General features: G+C 73.1%; 15 protein-coding genes. 9 read left to right on the plus strand and 6 right to left on the minus strand.

Annotated elements, in window-relative coordinates:
- Window positions 1–94: 94 nt before the first annotated feature.
- From ABZX96_RS10445 to ABZX96_RS10460, 4 genes are all read left to right on the plus strand, one after another.
- Entirely contained in the window at window positions 95–2,167 is a 2,073-nt protein-coding gene (locus tag ABZX96_RS10445) for an ABC transporter ATP-binding protein (protein WP_355541054.1), read from the plus strand.
- Window positions 2,164–4,212: an ATP-binding cassette domain-containing protein gene (locus tag ABZX96_RS10450; RefSeq protein ID WP_355541057.1), complete on the plus strand. Its 2,049-nt coding sequence runs from the start codon at window positions 2,164–2,166 to the stop codon at window positions 4,210–4,212. The genes ABZX96_RS10445 and ABZX96_RS10450 overlap by 4 nt, the downstream gene beginning before the upstream one ends.
- A gap of 297 nt (window positions 4,213–4,509) precedes the next feature.
- Window positions 4,510–5,748, plus strand: coding sequence for a glycosyltransferase (locus tag ABZX96_RS10455; RefSeq protein ID WP_355541060.1), 1,239 nt, complete (start codon window positions 4,510–4,512; stop codon window positions 5,746–5,748).
- A gap of 483 nt (window positions 5,749–6,231) precedes the next feature.
- Window positions 6,232–8,508 carry a M4 family metallopeptidase gene (locus ABZX96_RS10460; protein ID WP_355541063.1) on the plus strand — a complete coding sequence of 759 codons (2,277 nt, stop codon included), beginning with the start codon at window positions 6,232–6,234 and terminating at the stop codon, window positions 8,506–8,508.
- A gap of 242 nt (window positions 8,509–8,750) precedes the next feature.
- Here the strand turns inward: ABZX96_RS10460 and ABZX96_RS10465 are convergent, their stop codons facing one another.
- From ABZX96_RS10465 to ABZX96_RS10485, 5 genes are all read right to left on the minus strand, one after another.
- Window positions 8,751–9,431 carry a response regulator transcription factor gene (locus tag ABZX96_RS10465; RefSeq protein ID WP_355541066.1) on the minus strand — a complete coding sequence of 227 codons (681 nt, stop codon included), beginning with the start codon at window positions 9,429–9,431 and terminating at the stop codon, window positions 8,751–8,753.
- A complete protein-coding gene (locus ABZX96_RS10470; RefSeq protein ID WP_355541069.1) occupies window positions 9,419–10,720 on the minus strand; it encodes a sensor histidine kinase in 1,302 nt (433 codons plus the stop codon). Before ABZX96_RS10470 ends, ABZX96_RS10465 begins: the two co-directional genes overlap by 13 nt.
- A gap of 275 nt (window positions 10,721–10,995) precedes the next feature.
- Window positions 10,996–12,294: an ABC transporter permease gene (locus ABZX96_RS10475; protein ID WP_355541072.1), complete on the minus strand. Its 1,299-nt coding sequence runs from the start codon at window positions 12,292–12,294 to the stop codon at window positions 10,996–10,998.
- A complete protein-coding gene (locus ABZX96_RS10480) occupies window positions 12,291–13,115 on the minus strand; it encodes an ABC transporter ATP-binding protein (protein WP_355541075.1) in 825 nt (274 codons plus the stop codon). The genes ABZX96_RS10475 and ABZX96_RS10480 overlap by 4 nt, the downstream gene beginning before the upstream one ends.
- Window positions 13,116–13,474: 359 nt before the next feature.
- Entirely contained in the window at window positions 13,475–13,936 is a 462-nt protein-coding gene (locus ABZX96_RS10485) for an ATP-binding protein (RefSeq protein WP_355541078.1), read from the minus strand.
- A 388-nt stretch (window positions 13,937–14,324) separates the two neighbouring features.
- On the opposite strand from ABZX96_RS10485, the gene ABZX96_RS10490 reads away from it, so the two are divergent.
- Both ABZX96_RS10490 and ABZX96_RS10495 read left to right on the plus strand, forming a co-directional pair.
- Window positions 14,325–15,179: a helix-turn-helix transcriptional regulator gene (locus tag ABZX96_RS10490; RefSeq protein WP_355541081.1), complete on the plus strand. Its 855-nt coding sequence runs from the start codon at window positions 14,325–14,327 to the stop codon at window positions 15,177–15,179.
- Window positions 15,176–15,394 (plus strand): DUF397 domain-containing protein, encoded by a 219-nt coding sequence (locus ABZX96_RS10495; RefSeq protein WP_355541084.1) that lies wholly within the window; start codon window positions 15,176–15,178, stop codon window positions 15,392–15,394. Before ABZX96_RS10490 ends, ABZX96_RS10495 begins: the two co-directional genes overlap by 4 nt.
- A gap of 61 nt (window positions 15,395–15,455) precedes the next feature.
- On the opposite strand, the gene glgP is transcribed toward ABZX96_RS10495, so the two are convergent.
- On the minus strand, window positions 15,456–18,089 hold the full coding sequence (gene glgP, locus ABZX96_RS10500; protein WP_355541087.1) for an alpha-glucan family phosphorylase: 2,634 nt from the start codon (window positions 18,087–18,089) through the stop codon (window positions 15,456–15,458).
- 446 nt (window positions 18,090–18,535) lie between these two features.
- On the opposite strand from glgP, the gene ABZX96_RS10505 reads away from it, so the two are divergent.
- The 3 genes from ABZX96_RS10505 (at window position 18,536) to treS (ending at window position 24,090) form a co-directional block, all read left to right on the plus strand.
- Window positions 18,536–19,750: a S8 family peptidase gene (locus ABZX96_RS10505; protein ID WP_355541090.1), complete on the plus strand. Its 1,215-nt coding sequence runs from the start codon at window positions 18,536–18,538 to the stop codon at window positions 19,748–19,750.
- Window positions 19,751–20,389: 639 nt separating this feature from the next.
- Complete coding sequence (locus ABZX96_RS10510) at window positions 20,390–22,393, plus strand: alpha-1,4-glucan--maltose-1-phosphate maltosyltransferase (RefSeq protein WP_355541093.1); 2,004 nt, start codon at window positions 20,390–20,392, stop codon at window positions 22,391–22,393.
- On the plus strand, window positions 22,390–24,090 hold the full coding sequence (gene treS / locus ABZX96_RS10515) for a maltose alpha-D-glucosyltransferase (protein WP_355541096.1): 1,701 nt from the start codon (window positions 22,390–22,392) through the stop codon (window positions 24,088–24,090). Before ABZX96_RS10510 ends, treS begins: the two co-directional genes overlap by 4 nt.
- The last annotated feature ends 286 nt before the right edge of the window (window positions 24,091–24,376 follow it).

Raw genomic sequence — 24,376 nt, forward strand, 5'->3', positions numbered from 1 at the left:
AGTTCAGGAGCTTTGGCCGGCCGTGGCGCGGTGCGGCCGGTGCGCCGGAAAACCCGGTGAGCGTTGTCAGTGGTCGCCCGTACGCTCGGTGACGATGGCCGATACAGCGAAGACCCCACCTGCCGATCCGTCCGCTCTCTTACCGCCCGCCGATCCGCCCGCCGATCCGCCCGCCGAACCGCCCGCCGAACCGGGCGCCGATCCGGTCGCCGGCCCGTCCGCCGGGCCTCCCGCGGGTCCCGGACCCACCGGCACCGATGCCGTGCCGCGCCGGTCGGCCGTGCGCTCCCTGCTGCGGCTGTGGCCCTACGTCCGGCCGGTGCGGGCGCGCCTCGCCACGGCCGCGTTCGTCGCCGTCCTCGCGTCGTGCATCGGGCTGGTCATCCCCCAAGTGCTCAAGTGGCTGGTGGACGGGCCGATCGCGGCGGGGGACGCGGGCGGCGTGTGGCTGGGCGGCGGGTACCTGCTGCTGCTCGGGGTGGCGGAGGCCGGGCTGTTCGGGCTGCGGCGGTGGCTGGTGGCCCGTCCGCTCGCCGGGGTCGAGGCGTCCATGCGGGACGCGCTGTACCGGCACCTCCAGCGGCTGCCGGTCTCCTTCCACGACCGCTGGCCGTCGGGCCAGTTGCTCTCCCGGGGGACGACCGACCTCCAGCTGGTGCGGCTCTTCCTGGCCTTCCCGTTGACGTTCCTGGTGGTCAACGCCACGACGATCCTGGTCGGCTGCGGCATCCTGCTGGCCCAGCGCTGGACGCTGGGCCTGGTGCTGCTCGCCCCGATCCTGCCGCTGATCGCGCTGTGCTGGGTCTTCGAGGCGAAGTACTCCGTCGCCTCGCGCCGCACTCAGGACCAGCTCGGCGACCTGACGACCGTCGTGGAGGAGTCGGTCCTCGGGATACGCATCATCAAGGGCTTCGGGCGGCACCGCAGCCAGGCCCGCGCCTTCAAGGCCCTCGCGCACCGGGTCCGGGGCACGGAGCTGCGCAAGGCCCGGCTGCTGGCGGCCCTGCTGGCGTTCATCGTGACGCTGCCGGAGCTCGCCGTCGGCGCCGCCCTGGTGCTCGGCACGGTGCAGGTGGCCGACGGCGATCTGTCGGCCGGCACGCTCGTCGCCTTCCTCTCCACTGCGCTCGCCCTGATGTGGCCGGTCGAGTCGATCGGCTTCCTGCTGGCGATGAGCAACGAGGCGGCGACCGCCACGGACCGTTTCTTCGAGGTCATGGACGAGAAGGCGGTGGAGGCGGAACCGCAGGGGACGGGGCCGGAGGGAAGAGGGGCCGCCACGGTGACGGCGGAGCCGACGGCGGTCACGGCACACCCGGCACCGGCCGGGCCTCGGCCGGCGGCGATCAAGACGGGTGCGGCAGCGGGCACCCGCGCTGACGATTCCCGGGGCGGCGGCCTGGTCTTCGAGGACATCGAGTTCCGTTACCCCGACGCGCCACCCGGCTCCCCGCCCACCCTCCGGGGCGTGGACCTGCGCATCCGGTCCGGCGAGACGATGGCCCTGGTCGGGGCGACCGGCAGCGGCAAGACCACGCTCACGGCCCTGGTGCCCCGGCTGTACGACCCCACCGGCGGGCGGATCACCCTCGACGGCGTGGACATCGCGACGCTCCCGCGCGCCCAGGTGCGCTCCCTGGTGGCGGTCGCCTTCGAGGAACCCACCCTCTTCTCCGCCACCGCCGGCGAGAACGTCCTCATGGGCGGCGACGGGCTCGGCGAGCCGGAGCTGCGACGCGCGCTGGAGGTGGCGCAGGCGGACGGGTTCGTCGGGGCGCTGCCGCAGGGAGCCGGCACCCAGGTCGGCGAGCAGGGGCTGAGCCTGTCCGGCGGGCAGCGCCAGCGGCTCGCCCTGGCCCGCGCCGTGGTCGGCAGACCGCGCTACCTGATCCTGGACGACCCGCTGTCCGCGCTGGACGTGCACACCGAAGCGCTGGTGGAGGCGGCGCTGCGGCAGGTCCTGGCGACCACCACCGCCCTCGTCGTCGCCCACCGGCCGTCCACGGTCCTGCTGGCCGACCGGGTGGCGCTGCTCTCCGGCGGCCGGATCGCCGCGGTCGGCACGCACCACGAACTGCTGCGTACGAACACCGAGTACGCCGAGCTGATGTCCGGCGGCCCGCAGGGGCCCGCCACGCCGCGACGCGAGGGGGAGAGCGCCCGATGAACGGTCCCGCAGCAGACCACCCGACCGTGGACGGCGGTCCCGCCGAGCTCCCGGCCGACGGCCCGTCCTCGGACGACCGCCCGACCGCGTCCCCCTCGCCCCGCAAGCCCTCCCCCATCAAGGAACGGACCACCGGCAAGGGTAGCCCCGCACCGCACCACCCACACGGCACCACCACCCCCGAGCCCACCGCGCCACCTCCGCCCGACGACACCTCCCCGCAGCCGCCCGACGACACCGCCCCGCAGCCGCCCGACGACTTCGACCGGGACGTCCTGCCCACCCCCAAGGGAGCTTCCCGGGCCCTCCTCGCGTCGCTGCTGCGTCCGCGCGCCGGCCGCGCCTGGTGCGGCGCGTTCCTGCTCCTGCTCCAGCAGGCCGCCGTCCAGGCGGGCCCGCTGCTGGTCGCGTACGCCATCGACCGCGCCGTCCCGGCCCTGCGGGCGGGAGCGCACGGCCCGCTGATCGCCGTGGCCGTGGGCTACCTGCTGTGCGCGACGGCCTCCGGCGGGCTGCAGTACGCCTTCGTCCGGGTGTCCGCGCGCGTCAGCCAGGACGTGCTGCTGGACCTGCGCGGCCGGATCTTCCGGCACGGCCAGGCGCTGAGCCTGGACTTCCACGAGCGCTACACCTCGGGCCGGCTGATATCCCGGGCCACCACCGACGTCGAGTCGCTGCGTGAACTCCTCAACGACGGGCTCCAGGAGCTCGTCTCCGTCCTGGTGTCCGCGGTCTTCATCTCGGTGACGCTGCTGTACCTGGACTGGGGGCTGGGCGCCGCGGCCGTCGTCTCGGCCGGGCCGCTCTACCTACTGATCCGCCGCTTCCAACGGCGTTCGAGCCGGGTGTACGGGGCGAAGTCCACGGCCACCGCCGCCGTGATCGTGAAGTTCACCGAGACGCTCAACGGCATCCGCCCGGTGCAGGCTTTCCGCCGCGAGCGCGCCAACGACGCGGCGTTCGCCCGCCTCAACGGCGCCCACGAGCGCGTCAACGGCGACGCGATCCTGGAGATGGCCCGCTACGTCGTCTCCTCCCGCCTGACCGCGAACGCCGCGGTGGCCGCCATCGTCCTGTGGGGCGCGTACCGGGTGGCCACCGGCGGGCTGGCCCTGGGCGTGCTGGCCGCGTCCGTGCTGTACCTGCGCAGGCTGTACGACCCGATCGACCGGCTGGGGATGTTCCTGAACTCGTACCAGTCCGCGGCGGCCTCCCTGGAGAAGATCGCGGGGCTGCTCGCGCAGCGGCCCTCCGTCCCGGAGCCCGCCGCCCCGGTGGCGCTGCCCGCCCGCGCCGGTTCCGCACCCGGCCGCGAGGTCGTCTTCCGGGACGTGCGCTTCGCCTACCGCACGGGCGGCGAAGTCCTGCCGCGCTTCGACCTCACGCTGGCCGCGGGCCGCACGGTCGCCGTCGTCGGCAGTACGGGCGCGGGCAAATCCACGCTCGCCAAGCTGCTGGCGCGTTTCTACGACCCGACGTCCGGGCGGGTCCTGCTGGACGGAGTGGATCTGCGCGACCTTTCCACGGCGGAATTGCGCCGGGGCGTGGTCATGGTCACCCAGGAGGCGTTCCTCTTCTCCGGAACGGTCGCCGAGAACATCGCCCTCGGCCGTCCCGACGCCACCCGTGAGGACATCGAACGCGCCGCGAAAGCCATCGGGGCGCACGATTTCATCACCGCGCTGCCGGACGGCTACGACACCGACGTCCGCAAGCGCGGTGGCCGGATATCCGCCGGCCAGCGCCAATTGGTCTCCTTCGCCCGCGCCCTGCTCGCCGACCCGGCCGTGCTCATTCTCGACGAGGCGACGAGTTCCCTGGACATTCCCGGCGAGCGCGCGGTCCAGCACGCCATGGACACCGTCCTGCGCGGCCGTACGGCCGTGGTGATCGCCCACCGGCTGTCCACGGTGGAGACGGCCGATCGCGTCCTGGTCATGGCCGACGGCCGCGTCGTCGAGGACGGAGCGCCGTCCGAACTGGCCGCGGGCGACGGCCCCTTCGCGGCCCTGCACCAGGCGTGGCGGGAGACACAGGTGCGGTAAAGCGAAAGGCCGGTGCGTCACCGCGACCACGGACGGCCATGGATGACCACGGTCGCGGACGGCGAACACAAGACGCGGACCGGGAAAGCGAATTCCGCGCAGACGGAAAGCAAAGAAAGGGAACGGGCGGAAGAAAGGAACGAGGAAACAAAGACCGGACGGCAAAAGCGAAGGCAGGGAGTTCCCACTCCCTGCCACTCTCAACATATAACGCACCGGGGGGCTTGCGGCAAGACCCGGCCCGTACCGCACAATCGGCGACCGAATACCGGTACCGCGGAAATGGGGGGTCGCGAAATGCGTGTGCTGTTGACGACGTGGGGGTCGCGCGGAGATGTCGAACCGCTGGCGGGACTGGCGGTGGCGTTGCGGGAACTCGGCGCGCGGGTGCGGGTGTGCGCGCCGCCGGACGAGGAGTTCGCGGCGCTGCTCGCCCGCGCCGGCGTGCCGCTGATCCCGCTCGGCCCGACGGTGCGCTCGGTGGTCGCCGGTCCGAAGCCGCCGACGGCAAAGGACGCGTTCCGGCTCGCTCCCGAGCTGGTCGCCGCGCGGTTCGCCACGCTCGGCGCGGCGGCCGAGGGGTGCGACGCGCTGCTGGCCACCGGCCTGATGCCGGCCGGCGCGCGGGACGTGGCCGAGAAACGGGGCATCCCCTACGTGCTCGCCTGCTTCCACCCGTTCGGGCTGCCGTCGCGGCACTTCCCTCCGGGGAGGCGGCCGGGCAAGCAGTCCTCGCCGGAGAAGACCGACCTGAAGGCGCTGTGGGAAGAGGACGCCCAGCGGGTGAACGCGTTGTACGGCGAGGCGCTCAACCGCCACCGGGCGGCGATCGGCCTGCCCCCGGTGGACAACGTCCGCGACCACGTCTTCGGCGACCGGGCTCTGCTGGCGGCGGACCCGGTCCTGATCCCCTGGCAGGACGGCATGACGGAGCTCGACCTCGTCCAGACCGGGGCGTGGGTCCTGCCCGACGACCGCCCGCTCCCCGCAGAGCTGGAGGCGTTCCTCGACGCGGGAGCGCCGCCCGTGTACGTGGGCTTCGGCAGCATGGCCGCGCACGCCCCGAAGGACGCCGCCCGGGTGGCCACGGAAGCGATCCGCGCGCACGGCCACCGCGTGCTCCTCGCCCGCGGCTGGGCGGGCCTGGCCCCGGTCGACGACGCCGCGGACTGCTTCGTCGTCGGCGAGGTCAACCAGCAGGCCCTGTTCCGGCGGGTGGCCGCCGTGGTGCACCACGGCGGCGCGGGCACCACGACGACGGCGGCCCGGGCCGGCGCGCCCCAGGTGGTGGTCCCCCAGATCGCGGACCAGCCGTACTGGGCCGCCCGCGTGGCCGAACTGGGCATCGGCGCGGCCCACGCCGGCCGGACGCCGACCGTCGACTCCTTGTCCACCGCGCTCACCACGGCCCTGGCGCCCGAGACCCGCGCACGGGCGAGCGCCGTGGCCGGCACGATCCGTGCCGACGGGGCGACGGTGGCCGCCAAGATGCTCATCGACGCCGCCGGCCGGGAGAGGCCGCCCGTCTCCGCGTAGTCCGCGCCGAAATCGGCGCAGCAGGCGCCAACGGAGTACGCATCGGCTCCCCGGACGCACACGCGAATGCGCGCGGCGCAACCACCGTGCGCACACCACATCCCCGAGCCCCGCGCTCAAACACCCACCACCCGAATCGGCACGACAACCGCCAACACGTCACGCACCGATTCCCCGCACTCCCCCTCACCCCCACCCGTCCCCTATCCGAACCCCGCCTCCCTCCTCCCAACGGTTTTCCGCCAACTTCGTGACGGGACCCTGACAACGCAACACCTCCGGTGGCACTCTTCCCCGCAGCCGTCGCACGGTCCCCCACCGTCCCGTCCCCGTCCGCACGGCGCGCGCGACACCCCCACACCGTTCCGCACTCCGTTCCACTCGCTCCACGAGTTCTGCCTCGCTCTGCCCGGGCGGCCACGGGGCCGCCCGGTCCCCCTCGACCGCGCCCGTTCCGACGCGGCCACCGCAGAAGGAGTCCGTGTGAGACGCACCCCCCATGGAAGACGCCGCGCCGCCACCACCGGCGCCGTCGTCGCCGTATCGGCCCTGCTGGCCGTCGGCCTACAGGCCGGAGCCAGCACCGCCGCCGCCCCGCTGCCGTCAGGCAAGATCGTCGCCAAGCCGGACCCGGGCGCGCTGCCCGTCAAGCTGTCCCCGTCCCAGCGCGCGGAACTGCTGCGGGAGGCGAGCGCCACCACCGCGCAGACCGCCAAGGACCTGAAGCTGGGCGCCAAGGAGAAGCTCGTCGTCCGGGACGTCGCCAAGGACGCCGACGGCACGGTCCACACCCGCTACGAGCGGACGTACGCGGGCCTGCCGGTGCTCGGCGGCGACCTGGTCGTGCACGAGGCGCGCGGCGGCAAGGTCGAGGGCGTCACGCACGCCGTCCGGTCGCGGATCGAGGTCCCCAGCACCACCGCGAGGCTCGCCCCGCCCACCGCGGAGGCCACCGCCGTCAAGGCGGCCCGCGCCCAGGGTTCGAAGGACGCCGACGCGAGCAAGGCCCCCCGCAAGGTGGTCTGGGTCGCCGACGGCAAGCCGCTGCTGGCCTACGAGACCGTCGTCGGCGGCCTCCAGCACGACGGCACGCCCAACGAGCTGCACGTCATCACCGACGCCAACACCGGCGCCAAGATCTTCGAGTACCAGGGTGTGCAGAACGGCACCGGCAACAGCCAGTACAGCGGCAAGGTCACGATCGGCACCGCGCCCTCGTACACGCTGACCGACACCACCCGCGGCAACCACAAGACCTACAACCTCAACCGCGGCACGTCCGGCACCGGCACCCTCTTCTCCGACCCGGACGACGTGTGGGGCGACGGCACCCCGCAGAACGCCCAGACCGCCGGCGTGGACGCGCACTACGGCGCGGCGCTGACCTGGGACTACTACAAGAACGTGCACGGTCGCAGCGGCATCCGCGGTGACGGCGTCGGCGCGTACAGCCGGGTCCACTACAGCAGCAACTACGTCAACGCCTTCTGGCAGGACAGCTGCTTCTGCATGACCTACGGCGACGGCACCAACAACACCAAGCCGCTGACCTCCATCGACGTGGCGGCCCACGAGATGACCCACGGCGTCACCGCGGCCACCGCCAAGCTCGTCTACAGCGGCGAGTCCGGCGGCCTGAACGAGGCGACCTCCGACATCTTCGCCGCCGCCGTGGAGTTCCACGCCAACAACCCCAACGACCCGGGCGACTACCTGGTCGGCGAGAAGATCGACATCAACAGCAACGGCACCCCGCTGCGCTACATGGACAAGCCCAGCCGGGACGGCCGCTCCAAGGACTACTGGTACTCGGGCCTCGGCGGCATCGACGTCCACTACTCCTCGGGCCCGGCCAACCACTTCTTCTACCTGCTGGCCGAGGGCAGCGGCGTCAAGGAGATCAACGGCGTCCGCTACGACAGCCCGACCTACGACAACCTGCCGGTCCCCGGCATCGGCCTGGACAACGCCGAGAAGATCTGGTTCAAGGCGCTGACCCAGTACATGACCGCCAACACCAACTACGCCGCGGCCCGCACCGCCACCCTGCGCGCCGCCGCCGACCTCTTCGGCGAGGGCAGCGCCACGTGGAACACGGTCGCCAACACCTGGGCCGCGATCAACGTCGGCGCCCGCGTCCCCGACAGCGGCGTCACCGTCACCAACCCGGGCAACCAGTCCAGCACCCTCAACCAGCCCGCCAGCCTCCAGATCAAGGCCACCAGCAGCAACACCGGCCCGCTGAAGTACGCGGCCACCGGCCTGCCCGCCGGCCTGTCCATCGACGCGAACACCGGCCTGATCTCCGGCACCCCGACCGCCACCGGCACCAGCAACGTGACGGTCACGGTCACCGACTCGGCGAACAAGACCGGTTCGACGTCCTTCACCTGGACCGTCACCGGCGGCGGCAGCGGCGACGTCTTCGAGAACACCGACGACGTCCAGATCCCCGACGCGGGCGCCGCGGTCACCTCGCCCATCAACGTCACCCGCTCCGGCAACGCCCCGAGCGACCTGAAGGTCGACGTGGACATCGTCCACTCCTACCGCGGTGACCTCGTCATCAGCCTGATCGCCCCCGACGGCACCTCCTACCGCCTGAAGAACTCCAACGCCGGCGACGGCATGCCGGACGTCAAGGCCACCTACACCGTCAACGCCTCCTCCGAGTCCGCCCAGGGCACCTGGAAACTCCAGGTCCAGGACGTGTACGCGCAGGACAGCGGCTACATCAACGCGTGGAAGCTGACGTTCTGACACATGAAAGCTGACGTTCTGACCGTGTGAGCGGCTCGCTCGGCGGTGACCGCCGAGCAGGACAGCACCGCGCACACAGACCGGGCGCCGCCCTTCGGGAGCGGCGCCCGGTCGCGTTGGTGCCCGGAGGGCAGTGGGGTGCCAGGAGGGAGGAATACCCGAGGCCGGAATCCGTGCCGGCCCGACCGGCTCCGAACCCCGTCACACCTCCTCTGGCCCCCGTCACGCCCCGTTGGCCCCCGTCACGCCCCTTCCGGAAACCGCCCCGGACCCCGCCCCGGACCCCGCCCCGGATCCAGATACCGGAGCACCGCCAGCACCCGCCGGTGCTCCTCCGTGCCGCGTGGCAGGCCGAGCTTGTCGAAGATCGCGGCGACGTGCTTCTCGACGGCCCGCTGGGAGATCTCCATCCGGCGCGCGATGGCCGCGTTGGTCAGGCCGGTCGCCATGTGCTCCAGCGCCTCCCGCTCCCGTCCGCTCAGCGCGCCGAGTGTGCCGCGGGCGGCGAGCAGGCGGCCGACGACCTCCGGGTCCAGCGCGGTGCCGCCGGCCACGACGCGGCGCAGGGCGTCCACGAAGTCGTCCACGTCCAGCACCCGGTCCTTGAGCAGGTAGCCGACGCCCGCGGAGCCGTCGGCGAGGAGGGCGTCGGCATACCGGGTCTCGATGTACTGCGAGAAGAGCAGCACGCCCAAACCCGGGTGGCGGCGGCGCAGTTCGATGGCGGCGCGGACCCCCTCGTCGCGGTGGGTGGGCGGCATGCGGACGTCGGCGACGACGGCGTCCGGCCGGTGCGCGTCCACCGCGGCGAGCAGCGCGTCGGGGTCGCCGACGGCGGCCACCACGTCCAGGTCGCGGTCGGCGAGGAGCTGGACCAGCCCCTCGCGGATGATGGCGGCGTCCTCGGCGATCACGATGCGCATGGGGTGTCTTCCGGGAGGGGCAGCCGGACGGTGGCCGTGGTCGGGCCGCCTGGTGGGCTGTCCAGGGACAGGGCGCCGTCGATGGTACGCACCCGTTCGGCCAGCCCCGCCAGCCCCGATCCGGCGCGGGTGACGCGGGCGCCGCCCGCGCCGTCGTCCCGCACCGTGAGCAGCAGGGCGCCCGCCCGCGCCTGTGCCGTGACCTCGATGGTGGTGGCGCGGGCGTGCCGGGCGGCGTTCGTCAGGAGCTCCGCCGCGCAGAAGTAGGCGATGGTCTCCACGGCCTCCGGCGGCCGGGCGGGCAGGTGGGTCCGGACGCTGACCCGAGTCGTCTCCGACCCGATGTCGGAGGCGAGCGAGGCGAGCGCGGCGTCCAGCCCGCTGTCGAGCACCGGCGGGTGGATGCCGCGGACGAGGTCGCGCAACTCGGCCAGCGCGGTCCGGGCGTTGGCGAGCGAGTGGTCGACCAGGTCGCGCGCCTTGGCGGCGTCCGTCCGCGCCGGGTCCAGGGCGGCGCGGGCGCGGGTCAGGGACATGGCGACGGCGACGAGGCGGGCCTGCGCGCCGTCGTGCAGGTCGCGTTCGATGCGGCGGAGGGTGGCCGCGGCGTCGCGGACCGCCAGCGCCCGGGTCTCCTCCAGGTCGTGGATGCGGCGGGCCAGCCGCCCCGGCGCGAGCAGCGCGCGGGCCAGCGCCCGGTGCAGCGCGAGCACCCCGCGCCCGGCCCGCCCCGCGACGGCGAGCAGCAGCATCCCCGCGGCGGCGACCGCGAGCGCCCGCGGCCATGTGTCCAGGGGAAGATCCCGGACGATCTCCAGCCCCCGGTGACCGTCCTCCGACACGCTCGCGAACCAGAAGGGATAGCTGACGAGGACGAGCCCGTAGAGGCGGACCGGCACCTCGACGCAGAACAGCAAGACGGCCAGCGGCACGTTGACGACGGCGAAGGCGGCGCCGCGCCACGCGTCGCGATCCCTGACCGCGCGCCGGGGGCGCGGCGCCGCGGGGATCTCCTCCCCCACGAGCCGGCGCAGCAGGAACCGGTCGACGGTGGTGAGCCCGCGCGCGGCGGTGAGGACGCCGGACAGGAACGGGGGCCCGAGCCTGGTCACGCAGAACAGCCCGCCGTACGCGATCAGCGGCACCAGCAGGATCCCCAGCAGCCCGGGGACGAGGCCCGCCACCGCGTACGCCGAGGCCCCGCAGGCGGCCCGGGAGGCGGGCAGCCCGAGGGCGTCGAGGATGCGCGGGGTCCGGGCGGAGCCCCCGACTTTCCGGGAGCCCTCCACGCCATGTGAGGAGCTCCCGACTTCCCGGGAGCCCTCCACGCCTCGTGAGGAGTCCCCGGCTCGTCGTGAGGAGTCCCCGGCTCGTCGTGAGGAGCCCCCGACTCTTCGTGAGGAGTCGTCAGGCTTCCGCGCGAAGTCGCCAGCCCTCGGTGAGAAGCCCTCAGCCCCCCGCGATGACCCCTCACCCCTCCGCGAGAAGCCCTCAGCCTCCCGCGATGACCCCTCAGCCCCCCGCCGGAAACCCTCGGCTCCCCCACGTCCGAACCGTCCCACGCTCACACCACCACCCCGCGCCGCCCCCGCAGCAACCGCCCCAGCGGTACGGCGGCCGAGCCCAGGACCAGGAGCAGCACCCCGCCCCCCGTGGCCGCCCACGCCGCCACCGGCAGCGCCGACAGCGGGGCACCGGCCGCCGCGCCGAGGGGCAGCGTCACCGCGCAGGCGACCGCCGCCCCCGCTCCGAAGCCCGTCAGCGCCACGATCGCGCCCTCCAGCAGCACCATCCGCACCACCTGGCCCGCGCCGGTTCCGACCGCCCACAGCAGCGCGACCTCGCGCCGCCGTTCGGCCGTCAGCATCACCACCGTGTTGGCGGCGACCAGCGAGGCGAACCCCGCGTACAGCGCGGTGGCGAAGACGTCCATCCACGCCGGGGTGCCCGTCCGGGCCAGCGCGGCGAACCTCACCAGCGCGAACGCCACCACCATGGCCACCGGCGTGACCGCCGAGGACCACCGGCGGGCCAGTGCCCGGCCGTTGGCCACCGCCAGCTCCCCCACCACGCCGTTACCGAGCGCCCGCAGGACCAGCGCGGCGACGCCCGTCGCCAGCCGCCCGATCGCCGGACCGGCCAGCCCCACCGCCGCCAAGTAGGCGAACAGCACGAGCGGCAGCCGTTCGGCGGTCTCGTCCGCGGGTCCGGCGGCGGTCACCGCCGTCAGCGCGACCGCCCCCGCCAGCGCCGCCACCGCCATGCCCAGCCGCACGACCGTCACACCGCTGCGCGGCGCCTCCGCCTCGCCGAGCGCCGCGGCCGGGCGCGACCGCGCGGCGCGGTGCGCGGCCAGCAGGCCACCGAGCTGCGCGGTCACCGCCAGCACGCCCGCGGCGGCCAGCGCCGGCGGCCACCCGACCACCAGCCGTGTCCCGGCCGGCAGCATCCCCTGCCCGGCCATGCCGTCGCACCACACCCGCGCCAGTGCGGTGCCGAGCCCGTAGCCGACGGGCCACGCGATCAGCGCGGTGAGCAGCGCCTCCGCGGCGACCATGCGGCGCACCTGCCAGGGACTGGCGCCCACGGCCCTCAGCAGCGCGTTCTCCCGCGCCCGCTGGGCGACGGACAGCGCCATGACCTGCCCGATGACGAACACCGACAGGTAGACGGTGACGAGGGTGAACCCGAGGCCCATCGTCGTCAGGTCCTCGCGATGCGCCGAGGGCGGCGCCCCCGAGGCCGTCCGCACCATCGCGACGGACGCCGTCACCACGGTCGCCGACAGCGTGAGCACCGCGAAGACGCCGCCGAAGGCGGAGGGCCGGGCCCGTACGGAGGCACGGGCGAGTCCGGTGGTCACCCGGCCACCCCCGCGCCCCTCACACCCGTGGTGCCCAACCGGGCCCCCGGCCGGGCGCCGCCCAGCGCGCGCATCCGCCCGGCGATCCCGGCCACCCCGACCGCGTCGGGCCGCACCTCTTCCACGACCAGCCCGTCCGCGAGGAACAGCACCCGGTCGGCCCACGCGGCGGCGGCCGGGTCGTGCGTGACCATCAGCACCGTCGCGCCCAGTTCGGCCACGGCTCCCCGCAGCAGGGCGAGGACGTCCTCGGCCGTGGCCGGGTCCAGCGCGCCGGTCGGCTCGTCCGCGCACACCACCTCGGGGTCGGTGATCAGCGCCCGGGCGATGGCGGCCCGCTGCCGCTGGCCACCGGACAGTTCCCCGGGCCGGCTCCGCGCGCGGTCCGCCAGCCCGACCCGGGCCAGCAGCCGCCGGGCCCGCTCGCGGTCCCGCGCCCCGCCCGCCAGCCGCACCGGCAGCAGGACGTTCTGCTCGACGGTCAGCGTCGGCAGCAGGTTGAACGACTGGAAGACGAACCCCACCCGGTCGCGCCGCAACCGCGTCAGCCGCCGCTCCCCCATGGCGCCGATCTCCGTGCCCCCCAGCCGCACGCTGCCGCCCGTCGGCCGGTCCAGCCCCGCCGCGCACTGCAGCAACGTGCTCTTCCCGGACCCGGACGGCCCCATCACGGCCGTGAAACTCCCCCGCGCCAGCCGCACGTCCACTCCCCGCAGCGCGTGCACGGCCCTGGCCCCCCGCCCGTGCCGCCGCGTCACGCCCACCAGGTCGAGCGCCCACTCCCCACCCTCGGAACGGCTGTCCCTACCGTTGTCTCGCATACCTGCGACGTTACAAACACGCAGGTCAACGGGGGATGGGGCAACCACCCGCATCGCGGGTTCGGAAAAGCCGAACCAGGCGGCGCGGCGGGCTCGGGTGGCGCGGCTCCCACCCGGATCACGCGGGGCGGCGCGCAAGGCGTGGGCGAAGGCGCGCCACGATAGGCAACGTCCCCAGGTCCACCGCCGAGCCGAGCGGGCTCTCGAACCCGTCGGCTTCGCGTCGCGTCAGCACGCGGTCTCCAGCCAACCGCCGACGGCGCGCGTGACGTCAGGGCCAACCGCGAACGGCGCGTGCCACACCAGGACCAACCGCAGACGGCGCGCACCACGTCAGGACCAACCGCGAACGGCGCCTGTCACGTCAGCGTATCGGGACACTCCGACACCGGACGGTGGTCGCGGTACGGGCCCGGCACGGTGCCCACCACGTCGAACTCCGCCCACACCGCCTTCCCCAACGGGCACCGCTCGTCCACCCCCCAGCGCGTCGCCAGCCGGTCCACCAGCAGCAGGCCGCGGCCGGAGGTGCCGTCCGGCGGGGTGGGGGCCGGGAAGTGGGGGCGGCGGTCGGCGCGGGCGTCGGTGACGTCGACGCGGAGGGTGGTCGTCGTGGCGGCCGAGGGGTGGACGCACAGGTGGAGGTGGAAGTCGCAGCCGGGGACGTGGCCGTGCTGGACGGCGTTGGCGGCCAGTTCGGCCACGACGAGGACGACGGCTTCGGCGTCGTCGCTCCCCTGGGCGTAGCCCCACTGGTCCAGGCAGTGCGCGACGAGTCGCCGGGCCAGCCGTGCGCCGCGCGGGGTGGAGCTGAACCGCATGGCCAATCGGTGTGCGGGCAGCCCTGGCGCGGGGGGCGGGGCGGGAGGCGATTCGGGCATGGAGGTGGGTCCCTCTCGTGAGGCGAGGCGCGTTTCCGCGCACCCGCTCTGTCCGTTTTTGCCTTGTATTAGGTCTGTCGCTTGGTACTGCATGCCTGGTTTGCGCGTTTTTACTGGCCTGCTTGCCGTGCTTGTTTTTGACTGGATTTGCACGATGCGGCCTTTATTTGCGCTCTTCTGTTCGTTCCGTGCGCGACAGACGACCCACCGTAGTGGTGCGCGCGGTGCGAATTCCTATGAAGTGCGGGTTCTGGCATATGCCAATCTCTTCCCGCGAACCACGACGTTCCGGGTACGCTCGCCGCACCACGAGCGAGGGGGTCTGCGTATGGCCAACGAGCCCACCGTCCGGCAGCGGCGCCTCGGCGCCGAGCTGCGGCGACTGCGCGAGGAGAGCAAGGTCAGCGCGGAGCAGGTCGCCGCGCGCCTGGACTGCCACATCTCCAAGATCAGCCGGATCGAGCTCGGACAGTCCCCGACCCGGCGGCTGGACCTCGAAGCGATGCTCGACCTGTACGGCGTCACGGACGAGCACCGGCGCCCGGCCCTGCTCAAGCTCGCGCGCAGCGCCAAGACGAAGGGCTGGTGGCAGTCGTACACGGACGTGATCCCGCCGGCGTACGCGGACTTCATCGGGCTGGAGGCGGACGCGGCGCGGATCGACAGCTTCGAGACGATGCTGGTGCCGGGGCTGCTCCAGACACCGGACTACGCGCGGGCGGTCATCACCGAGGCGTGGGAGACCGAGGGGCCGGAGCAGGTCGAGCGGCTGGTGGAGGTGCGCCGGCTGCGGCAGGAGCTGCTGGATCGCGAGGAGCCCTTCGAATTGAAGGCCATCATCTGCGAGTCGGCCCTGCGCCAGTGCATCGGGAGTACGGAGACGATGCGGGCGCAGCTCCAGCACCTGGTGGAGGTGGAGCGGCGCCCCAACGTCACCTTGCAGGTACTCCCGTACAGCGCGGGCGCGCACCCGGGGCTGAACGGGCCGTTCACCGTACTGGGGTTCGCGCAGGATGGCGATGCCGACGTCGTGCTGACGGAAAATCTGGCGAGTAGCCTCTATTTCGAGGACAAGCGCGAACTGCACCGCTTTCAATGGGCGTTCGACCGGCTCACCGCCATCGCCGCGTCACCGCGAGCATCCGTGTCCCTGTTGAAGACCGCCATCAAGGAACTCACATGACCACCCATGCCCCCAACGCCGCTGAGCTTCCGGTCCGGTGGACCACTTCGTCCTACAGCGGCGGCGGCAACAACTGCGTCCAGGTCGCCGCGCTGCGCGCCGGCCGCCTGGCCGTGCGCGACTCCAAGCGGGCCACCGGGCCCGCCCTCCTGTTCCCCGACGCCGCGTGGGAAGCCTTCCTGGCCACCGTGCGGGCGGGGGCCGGACGGGACTGAGCCCGGACGGACGTGTGGCCCGGCGCGTAACGCCGGGCCACTGCTGTGCGGGGCGGGCGGCTCACCGCATCAGCACCCCCGCTGCCTCGCTCGTCGCCTCGGAGGGCACGGCGATCAGGCCCATCTCCACGCTCCCGGCGAGGAGGCGGTGGGCGGGGAGGATGCGGACGGTGTAGCCGAAGGAGCCGGTGCGGTCGAGGGTGAGGGGGCCCTCGTAGAGCCAGCGGCCTTCGAGGTCGGGGCCGCCGGTGGGTTTGAGGGCCAGGGTCGTGGCGTCGGCGATGCGGTCGGACTCGTCCACCCGGCCGGAGACGAGCTGCACCTCGACGTCGTCGGGGGCCAGTTCGCCGAGGGCGACGCGGACACGCAGGGCGAGGGTGGCGCCCAGTTCCGCGCTGCCGTTGACGGGGGTGGCGGGGGCGCCGGTCTCGACGTGGTCCACCGCGACCTGCGACCAGGCGGCGCGGACGCGGGCCTTCCACCGGGCCAGTTCCGTGGCGGCCTCGGGGGTCAGGGCGCGCTGGGCGTGGGCGGCGGGGGCGTAGAGCCGTTCGACGTATTCGCGCACCATGCGTCCGGCCAGCACCTTGGGCCCCAGGGTGACGAGGGTCTGGCGGACCATCTCGACCCAGCGGGGGGCGATGCCCGCCTCGTTGCGGTCGTAGAAGCGTGGGGCGACGCGGTTCTCCAGCAGGTCGTACAGGGCGGCGGCCTCCAGTTCGTCCCGGCGGTCGTCGCTGATGGCGGAGCCGTCGGCGGTGGGGATGGACCAGCCGAAGTCCGGCTCGTACCACTCGTCCCACCAGCCGTCGAGGACGGAGAGGTTCAGACAGCCGTTGAGGGCGGCCTTCATGCCGGAGGTGCCGCACGCCTCCAGGGGGCGCAGCGGGTTGTTGAGCCACACGTCGCAGCCGGGGTAGAGCTTCTGCGCCATGGCCATGCCGTAGTCGGGGAGGAAGACCAGGCGGTGGCGGACCCGGGGGTCGTCGGCGAAGCGGACGAGTTCCTGGATGAGGCGCTTGCCGCCGTCGTCGGCGGGGTGGGCCTTGCCGGCGACGACGATCTGCACCGGGCGTTCGGGGTGCAGCAGCAGGTCCATCAGGCGGTCGCGGTCGCGCAGCATGAGGGTGAGCCGCTTGTAGGACGGCACCCGGCGGGCGAAACCGATGGTGAGGACGTCGGGGTCCAGCACGTCGTCGATCCAGCCGAGTTCGGCGGTGCCCGCGCCGCGCTGCCGCCAGGAGACGCGCAGCCGGCGGCGGACCTCCTCGACGAGCTGTTCGCGCAGCAGCCGGCGCAGGTCCCAGACCGCCTGGTCGGGGATGTCGGCGACGGCGGACCAGCGGCGGGAGTCGCCGACGGTCAGCGCGTCCTCGGTGCGGCCGGCGCCGATCTGGCGGGCGCCGAGCCGGAAGACCTCGGGCGCGACCCAGGTGGGGGCGTGCACGCCGTTGGTGACGGAGGTGATCGGCACCTCCTCCGGGTCGAAGCCGGGCCACAGGCCGGCGAACATCTCCCGGCTGACCTTGCCGTGCAGGGTGGAGACGCCGTTGGCGCGCTGCGCCAGGCGCAGGCCCATGACGGCCATGTTGAAGAGGTTGGGTTCGCCGCCGGGGTAGGTCTCCATGCCGAGGGTGAGGATGCGCTGCACGTCCACGCCGGGGAGTTCGCCCTCGGGGCCGAAGTGGCGGGCGACCAGTTCGCGGTCGAAGCGGTCGATGCCGGCGGGGACGGGGGTGTGGGTGGTGAAGACCGTTCCGGCGCGGACGGTCTCCAGGGCGGCGTCGAAGTCGAGGCCGTCCTCGGTCAGCTCGCGGATGCGCTCCAGGCCGAGGAACCCGGCGTGGCCCTCGTTGGTGTGGAACACCTCGGGGGCGGCGTGCCCGGACAGCCGGCAGTAGGCGCGCACGGCCCGGACGCCGCCGATGCCCAGCAGCATTTCCTGGAGGAGGCGGTGCTCGCTGCCGCCGCCGTAGAGGCGGTCGGTCACGTCGCGTTCACCGGGCGCGTTCTCCTCCACGTCGGAGTCCAGGAGGAGCAGCGGGACGCGGCCGACGCGGGCCTGCCAGACGTACGAGCGCAGCCGCCGGCCGCCCGGGAGGGCGATGGCGACCTGGGTGGGGGTGCCGTCGTGCTCGCGGAGCAGTTCCAGGGGCAGCTCGTTGGGGTCCAGCACCGGGTACTTCTCCTGCTGCCAGCCCTCGCGGGAGAGGGACTGGCGGAAGTAGCCGTGCCGGTAGAGCAGGCCGACCCCGATGAGCGGGACGCCGAGATCGCTGGCGGCCTTGAGGTGGTCCCCGGCCAGCACGCCGAGGCCGCCGGAGTACTGGGGCAGGGCGGCGGTGATGCCGAACTCGGGCGAGAAGTAGGCGATGGCGGCGGGGAGTTCGGTGCGCGGTGTGGTCTGGTACCAGCGGCGGCCGACGAGGTAGTCGTGCAGGTCGTCGGCGGCGGCGGTGAGCCGCCGCAGGAACCTGCGGTCCTCGGCCAGTTCGGCGAGCCGCTCGGCGGAGACGGTCCCCAGGAGGCGTACCGGGTCCGCGCCGGCCCGCCACCAGCCTTCGGGGGCGACGGCCTGGAACAGCTCGCGGGTTTCGGGGTGCCAGGACCAGCGGAGATTGCGCGCGAGGTCGCTGAGCGGTCGTAGGGGTTCCGGGAGGACAGGGCGTACGGTGAACCGACGAATGGCCTTCACGGCTTCGACGGTAGCGGCGAGCGTGCGCCCGATTCGCCCGTTGCCACGGAATCCGGTCCACAACCACCCCGACCGGCGTCACCCGGGAGCGGCCGGGTGCGGCCACTCGGAGGACACCGGGCCCGGGCCGCCTCGCCGCCAGGTGCTCCCCGCGCGGTCCGCCCGGCCCCGCGATCACCTGGGCCGCTGCCCCGGCCGCCCCGCCCGGCCCCCGTTCCGGTCCGCAACGGCCGGTACCCCGCGCCGCGCCGCCCCGTCCACCGCGCGCTCCCCGTCCGCACCCCCGGGCGATATGGCCGATTCCGCCCCCTCGTGCGCTCTTGTACGCACTCGCGTCAGGCGGAAGGCTGCGGAGGGGCGCCGACCGGGTACGGCGCGGCCCTCATCACCACCTCCGCGTCGCAACTCCGTCGCGCCCGCTTCGCGTTGAGGAGGGGACTCTCTACATGCCACACATACGCATACGCCGGCGCCGGCCGGCCGGCGCGCTCGCCGCCGTCGCGGCGGCGGCGCTGCTGTCGGCCGCCGTGCCGCCGGCGCACGCCGCCCCGCCCGAGGGGCGGATCGTGGGCGCGAACGCGACCGACGCGGTACGCAGCAGCTACATCGTCACGCTCAGGAGCGGCGTCGGGGGGACGCCGGCCGCCTCGGCGGCGGGCCGGGCGCTGGCCGCCAGGTACGGCGTGACCGTCAGCCACGTCTACTCGCGGGCCATGAACGGCTACGCGGTCCGGGCCGGCGAGACGCAGGCCCGGCGGCTGGCCGCCGACCCGGCCGTGGTCTCCGTCGCCCAGGACCGCACGGTCTCCCTGGCCCACACCCAGCGCAACCCCCCGAGCTGGGGCCTGGACCGGATCGATCAGGCGCGGCTGCCGCTGGACCACTCCTACACCTGGCCGCGTTCCGCGGGTGAGGGCGTCACGGTGTACGTGATCGACACCGGGGTCCGCACCACGCACAAGGACTTCGGTGGCCGGGCGGTCAGCGGCCATGACTTCGTGGAGGGCGACACGGACGCCTCGGACGGCAACGGGCACGGCACGCACGTGGCCGCCACCGCCGTCGGCACCCGGTACGGCGTCGCCAAGCGGGCGAAGGTCGTCGCGGTACGGGTCCTGGACGACGCGGGCCTGGGGACCATCGGCCAGCTCATCGCGGGCGTCGACTGGGTGACCCGCAACGCCCGGCGGCCCGCGGTGGCCAACATGAGCCTGGGCGCCTTCCCGGACGCGGGGCTGGAGCGCGCGGTGCGCAACGCCGTCAAGGCCGGGGTGACGTTCACCGCCGCGGCCGGCAACGACGGCCTGCCCGCCGACATCAACTCCCCCGGCCGTGTGCGGGAGGCGATCACCGTCGGCGCCACCGACCGCCTGGACCGCCGGGCGGAGTTCTCCAACTGGGGCCCGAAACTGGACCTTTTCGCGCCGGGTGTGGACATCACGTCCGCGTGGAACACGAGTGACACGGCGCGGCGGACCCTCTCCGGCACGTCGATGGCCGCGCCGCACGCCGCCGGGGCGGCGGCGCTGTACCTGGCCGACCACCGGTGGGCCGAACCGAAGGAGGTGGCCGACGCTCTGGTGGCCAACGCGGTCCCGAACCGGGTCCAGGACCCGGGTTTCCGCTCGCCGAACAAGCTCTTGCACATTCCCCGCCCGTAGTGGTGGTGACAGGTCAGCACCGGGCCGGCCCCGTCCCCTGGCGGGGCCGGTTCTCGTGCGGCCGGCCGGTTGCCGGTGGTTCACCGTCGGCACACCGGGGGTTCACCCGCCGCCTGCCGGGCGGCCGGGCGGGGCCGCCGGGGTGTCCGCCGGTGAGCGGCCGGGGGCCCGTCCGCGTACGTACTACCGGTGTTCCGCGGGGGACGAACGGACGCAACGCCCGCGCGCCCGTCGACGGGCCGGGGCCGTACCGGGCCGGTCGGGCCCCGCGGGGGACGAACGGACGCGGCGCCCGCACGCCCGTCGCCGGACCGGGGCCGTACCGGACCGGCCGGACCGCGGGAGGCGTTCCGTGGCACGCCCGTTCGGCTCCCGTACCGGCGGCCGGGTCATTTCGGGACATGTCCCGGGAAGGCTTGGGGAGTACGTCCGTTCGGCTCGCGCGTCACCGGACCGGGCGGTCCGGACGCGTACCGCCGGCCGGCCCCCTGGCACGCCCGTTCCACCACACCACCGTCCACCCCTCCAACCGAGTGAAAGCGGACAGGAGCGCCCATGCCCGCACCCCGCACGCCTGGCGCCGAGCGGATACAAAGAAGGACGAAATGCAGCAGCGTACCTCCGACTTCAGGTGAATCCATGATCGGTCGCATCCCTGTCCTGGACCTCCATCCGCTGATCGACTGCGGGCGCCGCCCGGTGAAGGCGGTGATCGGCGAGACGTTCCAGGTCTCGGCCACCGTCTTCCGGGAGGGGCACGACGCGGTCGGCGCGAACGTGGTCCTGCGGGCGCCCTCCGGCCGCCGAGGCCCCTGGACGCCGATGCGCGAGCTGGCGCCCGGCACCGACCGCTGGAGCGCCGACGTCACCCCCGACGTGGAGGGGCGCTGGACCTACGCGGTCGAGGCGTGGTCGGACCCGATCGGCACCTGGCGGCACCACGCGGCCATCAAGATCCCGGCCGGGGTGGACACGGAGCTGGTGCTCACCGAGGGCGCCGCCCTGTACGAGCGCGCCGCGGCCGGTGTGCCCAAGCGCGACGGCCGGGAGGCCGTCCTGCGGGCCCTGGACGCGCTGCGGGACGAGCGGCTGCCCGCCGCCACCCGGCTGGCCGCGGCGCTGGCCCCGGACGCCACCGCCGCGCTCGCCCGCCACCCGCTGCGCGAACTGGTCTCGGCGACCCGTCCGGCGCCGCTCCAGGTGGAGCGGCGCCGCGCGCTGTACGGCTCGTGGTACGAGTTCTTCCCGCGCTCGGAGGGCGCCGTGGTCAAGCCGGACGCACCGCCGGTGAGCGGCACGCTCCGGACGGCGGCCGAGCGGCTGCCCGCGGTCGCCGCGATGGGGTTCGACGTGGTGTACCTGCCGCCCATCCACCCCATCGGCACCTCGTACCGCAAGGGCCCCAACAACGCGCTGTCGGCCGGACCGTACGACGTGGGCTCCCCCTGGGCCATCGGCTCGTCCGAGGGCGGGCACGACGCGATCCACCCGGACCTGGGGACCTTCGCCGACTTCGACCACTTCGTGCGGACGGCGCGGGAGCTGCGGATGGAGGTCGCGCTGGACTTCGCGCTCCAGTGCTCGCCCGACCACCCGTGGGTGGAAAAGCACCCGCAGTGGTTCCACCACCGCGCGGACGGCACCATCGCCTACGCCGAGAACCCGCCGAAGAAGTACCAGGACATCTACCCCCTCGCCTTCGACGCCGACTTCCCCGGGCTCGTCCAGGAAACGGAGCGGGTGCTGCGCCTGTGGATGGAGCACGGCGTCCGCATCTTCCGGGTGGACAATCCGCACACCAAGCCGGTGGTCTTCTGGGAAAAGGTCATCAGCGAGATCAACCGCACCGACCCGGACGTCATCTTCCTGGCCGAGGCGTTCACCCGGCCGGCGATGATGCGGACGCTGGCGCAGATCGGTTTCCAGCAGTCCTATACGTATTTCACCTGGCGCAACAGCAAGCACGAGCTCACGGAATACCTCACCGAGCTGTCCCGCGAGACCGCCTCGTACATGCGGCCGAATTTCTTCGTGAACACGCCCGACATCCTGCACGCCTATCTCCAGCACGGCGGCCGGGCCGCGTTCGAGGTACGGGCGGTACTGGCCGCCACGCTTTCCCCGTCCTGGGGCGTCTACGCGGGATACGAACTGTGCGAGGGCACTCCGGTGCGGCCCGGCAGCGAGGAGTACCTCGACTCCGAGAAATACCAACTGCGGCCCCGGGACTGGGAGACAGCGGCCCGCGAGGGACGTACCATCGCACCGCTCCTCACCACACTGAACCGGTTGCGCCGTCGGCATCCGGCTCTTCAGCAGCTCCGCAATCTCCATTTCCATTCCGTGGACAACGACGCGCTCATCGCCTACTCCAAGCGGGAAGGAGCCGGCGCGGGAGCCGACACGGTATTGACGATCGTCAACCTGGACCCGCACCACACCCACGAGGCGACGGTGTCGTTGGACATGCCGGTACTCGGCCTGGAGTGGCACGAGTCCTTCCCGGTGCGCGACGAGCTCACCGGTGAGACCTACCACTGGGGCAGAGACAACTATGTGCGCCTTGAGCCGGGCCGTTCCCTCGCGCCCGCGCACGTGCTGTCGCTGCGACCGTCCTCACCGATCGGAGGGTCACCCAATTGATCGTCAATGAGCCCGTTCCCGACAAGTTCGAAGACACCCCGGCCAAGGACCGGGATCCGGACTGGTTCAAGCGGGCCGTCTTCTACGAAGTCCTGGTGCGGTCCTTCCAGGACAGCAACGGAGACGGCGTCGGCGACCTCAAGGGCATCACCGCCAAACTGGACTACCTGCAATGGCTGGGCGTGGACTGCCTCTGGTTGCCGCCGTTCTTCAAATCACCGCTGCGGGACGGTGGTTACGACGTCTCGGACTACACCGCGGTACTCCCGGAATTCGGCGACCTGGCCGATTTCGTGGAATTCGTGGACGCCGCGCACCAGCGCGGAATGCGGGTCATCATCGACTTCGTCATGAACCACACCAGCGACCAGCACCCCTGGTTCCAGGAGTCGCGTTCCGATCCGGAGGGACCGTACGGCGACTACTACGTGTGGGCCGACGACGACAAGCAGTACCAGGACGCCCGCATCATCTTCGTGGACACCGAGGCGTCCAACTGGACGTTCGACCCGGTACGGAAACAGTATTTCTGGCACCGCTTCTTCTCGCACCAGCCGGACCTGAACTACGAGAACCCGGCGGTGCGCGAGGAAATGCTCTCGGCCCTGCGGTTCTGGCTCGATCTGGGCATCGACGGTTTCCGGCTGGACGCGGTCCCCTACCTCTACGCCGAAGAGGGGACCAACTGCGAGAACCTGCCCGCCTCGCACGCCTTCCTCAAGCACGTCCGGGCCGAGATCGACGCCCATTACCCGGACACCGTCCTGCTCGCCGAGGCCAATCAGTGGCCGGAGGACGTCGTCGACTACTTCGGCGACTTCTCGGTGGGCGGCGACGAATGCCACATGGCCTTCCACTTCCCGGTCATGCCGCGCATCTTCATGGCGGTCCGCAGAGAATCCCGCTACCCCGTCTCGGAAATCCTCGCCAAGACGCCGGCCATCCCCTCCGGCTGCCAGTGGGGCATCTTCCTGCGCAACCACGACGAGCTCACCCTCGAAATGGTCACGGACGAAGAACGCGACTACATGTACGCGGAATACGCCAAGGACCCGAGGATGCGCGCCAACATCGGCATCCGGCGGCGGCTGGCCTCCCTGCTGGACAACGACCGCAACCAGATCGAACTGTTCACCGCGCTCCTGCTGTCGCTGCCCGGCTCGCCGATCCTCTACTACGGCGACGAGATCGGCATGGGCGACAACATCTGGCTCGGCGACCGGGACGCCGTACGCACGCCGATGCAGTGGACCCCGGACCGCAACGCCGGGTTCTCCTCCTGCGACCCGGGGCGGCTGTACCTGCCGACCATCATGGACCCGGTCTACGGCTATCAGGTGACCAACGTCGAGGCCCAGATGAGCAGCCCCGCCTCGCTGCTCCACTGGACCCGCCGGATGATCGAGATCCGCAAGCAGAATCCGGCCTTCGGCCTGGGCACGTACACCGAACTGCCGTCCTCCAACCCGGCCGTCCTCGCCTTCCTGCGGGAGTACCAGGACGACCTGGTGCTGTGCGTGCACAACTTCTCGCGCTTCGCCCAGCCCACCGAGCTGGACCTGCGGGCCTTCAACGGCCGCCACCCGGTCGAGCTGATCGGCGGCGTGCGGTTCCCGGCCATCGGGGAGTGGCCCTACCTGCTGACGCTGGCGGGGCACGGGTTCTACTGGTTCCGGCTGCGGCGGGGGGTGCTTTAGGACAAGGGCCGGCCCGGCGGGCCCCCGGCGCGCGGGATCCCGCGGCGGCCGGGCCGGGAGCGTCCCCCGTGCTCCCCGGAAGCGGTCCCCCGAGGTCACCGGCCGGATCACCCGGCCGCCCCCGGAGGGCCGCCCCCCGCTCGGCGTCCCCCCGCCGCCCCCGGCCGCGCCCGGCCCCGTCCACGGCCCGCCGCAGGACCGAAAGATATCCGCCCGTACGCGCCCCGCCCGGCGCGTGCGGGCGTTTTCCGATCCCCTTCAGGGGCAGTCTCCCTACTACGCACGG

This window comes from Streptomyces sp. NPDC003077, from assembly GCF_040611095.1.
Classification (GTDB): domain Bacteria; phylum Actinomycetota; class Actinomycetes; order Streptomycetales; family Streptomycetaceae; genus Streptomyces.